Below are 2307 nucleotides of genomic sequence, written 5' to 3'. Positions count from 1 at the left end.
CAGATTCAGGCCATCCGCATCAATCAAAAGCGGCTTATCCCGCAGCTTTACAAGAAGTTCCAGCATTTTTCGCTTATCTGCTTTCTTTCCAATTCCGGGTCCAAATACAATCACATCTGCCTGTTCTGCCGCTTCTTCTAACTGCTCATGCCTGAAATCACAGGTATCATAAGTGGTAAGAATTGCTTCCGGCAGCATAGTCTGGAGCATAATACGGTTACTTTCTTCTGTGAAGATCTGTACCAGTCCCGCCCCTGTCTTATATGCTGCCTTTGCCGATAAAAAAGCTGCCCCGCACATATTTAAAGAACCGGCCACTACAAGAACTTTTCCGTAAGTGCCCTTATTGGAATATGCAAATCTGGGGGGAAGCAGCTGCAGATCCCTTTTCGTGTAAGAGATAGCTTTTGGCAGCTGATTTTCAAAACCATCCACGGTAATTCCTATATCCTTCACACTGACGCTCCCGGCGTACTCTGTTCCAGGATACAACACATGGCCGATCTTTTTAAATGCAAACGTTACAGTCTTATCTGCCTTTACCGCCGTTCCCATCACCTTTCCGGTATCCGCACTGATTCCGGAAGCAATATCAACCGACAGAATAGCTGCCTCTGACTGATTCATATAACCGATCACATCCGCATAATGGCCTTCTATATTTCTGGATAGACCTACTCCAAACATAGCGTCTACTATACTAGTATATTCACCTACCCCCAACTTACTTACAAACATCACACCAGATTTTTCGCAGATATTCTTCTGTAATCTGGTTTCTTGTGTACAAGATGCCTCTTTTCCCGCAAAATATACGGAAACTGCTATCCCTCGCAGATGCAGCAGCCTTGCAATGGCGAATCCATCGCCCCCGTTATTGCCGCTTCCACACACAACCAGAACATTTTTAAGATCAAAACTGCCATCTGTCAGCTCTTCTGTACAAGCCAGTGCCGCCCGCTCCATCAAAACTATGGACGGAACCCCAAATTTTTCAATGGTAGTCTGATCACAGCGTTTCATCTCTTCTGCCTTTACCAGATATTCCATATCTATCACCCACTTTCAAACACGCTCTAACGCAAAACAACGCGTAAAAATATCTCACTGATATCCTCCTACGCGTTATTTTGACCATTTCCTTATTCTTTAATTTCATGTTCCTTTTCATAACGGTTAATGTTATAGGATAACTGCATCAGGCTCTCAGAAAGATGTACATTTTCCACGATTACATCTTCCGGCAAGCGCAGATCGATATGAGCAAAATTCCAGATTGCCTTCACTCCGTTCTCAATCAGAAGATTTGCCATCTGTTCAGCGTTTTCCTTCGGCAGCGTCAGCGCTGCTATCTTAATCTCATTATCCCTGACAAACTGCGGAAGATCATCTGTCATCCGAATCGCAATTCCACGTACCGTCACACCCTGAAGCCTTGGATTCACGTCAAAGATACCTTTGATCCAGAACCCGCGCTTTTCAAACTTCACATAGTTTGCCAATGCCTGTCCAAGATTGCCGGCACCTACGATAATCATATTATAAGTTTTATCCAGGCCTAAAATCTTTCCTATCTCATTATAAAGATACTTCACGTTATAACCATATCCCTGTTGTCCAAAACCGCCAAAGTTATTTAAATCCTGCCGGATCTGTGATGCTGTCACCTGCATGCGGTCGCTCAAATCATTCGAAGATATGCGCTCCACACCATCCTCCAGCAAATCTCCCAGGTAACGGTAATAACGAGGCAGCCTTTTAATGACGGCTTTTGAAATTTCTTTTTCCTCCACAATACCATCCTCCAAATGCATAATCTCGTTTACTCTTTCGTATAAACATTATAACGAATTGTGAATTTCATGTCAAACTATTATGGCAGAAAATACAAAATTTCCTGTTAAACAGGCTCTTTACCCATTCTTACCACAAAAACAGGCATCCTGACAGACTCCCATCTATAGCTGGATTGTTACGAAAATATCGTAGATCGCTTTAATTGCTGTCTCAAAATCTTCATTCCGAACGCCAATAATAATATTCAATTCACTGGAACCCTGGTCGATCATCTTTACGTTAATATTTGCATGTGCCAGCGCAGAGAATATTCTGCCTGCCGTGCCTCTTGTGGAGCGCATTCCCCTGCCCACCACTGCAATAAGTGCCAGATCTGACTCTAAATCAATGTAGTCCGGGTGTACACATCTCTGGATACCCTGAAGTACCTTCTGTTCTTTTTCTTCAAATTCTGACTGATGTACAAATACGGTCATAGTATCAATACCAGAAGGCATATGTTCAAAAGAC

3 protein-coding genes are annotated in these 2307 nt (G+C 43.1%); all 3 read right to left on the bottom strand.

Going from position 1 to position 2307, the window contains the following annotated elements; genetic code table 11:
* On the bottom strand, positions 1-1050 hold a 1050-nt coding region (locus ACH2DQ_RS14455), incomplete at its 3' end, for an NAD(P)H-hydrate epimerase (RefSeq protein ID WP_395027218.1).
* A 92-nt stretch (positions 1051-1142) separates the two neighbouring features.
* Positions 1143-1793, bottom strand: a complete 651-nt coding sequence (locus tag ACH2DQ_RS14450) for a redox-sensing transcriptional repressor Rex (protein WP_394915334.1) — start codon at positions 1791-1793, stop codon at positions 1143-1145.
* Between the two features lie 165 nt (positions 1794-1958).
* The coding region (locus tag ACH2DQ_RS14445) for an ACT domain-containing protein (RefSeq protein ID WP_395027216.1) at positions 1959-2307 on the bottom strand (349 nt) is incomplete at its 5' end.

The organism is Robinsoniella sp., from assembly GCF_034124845.1.
The sequence above is the reverse complement of the archived record's forward strand: the minus strand, read 5'-3'. Positions and strand labels throughout refer to the sequence as shown.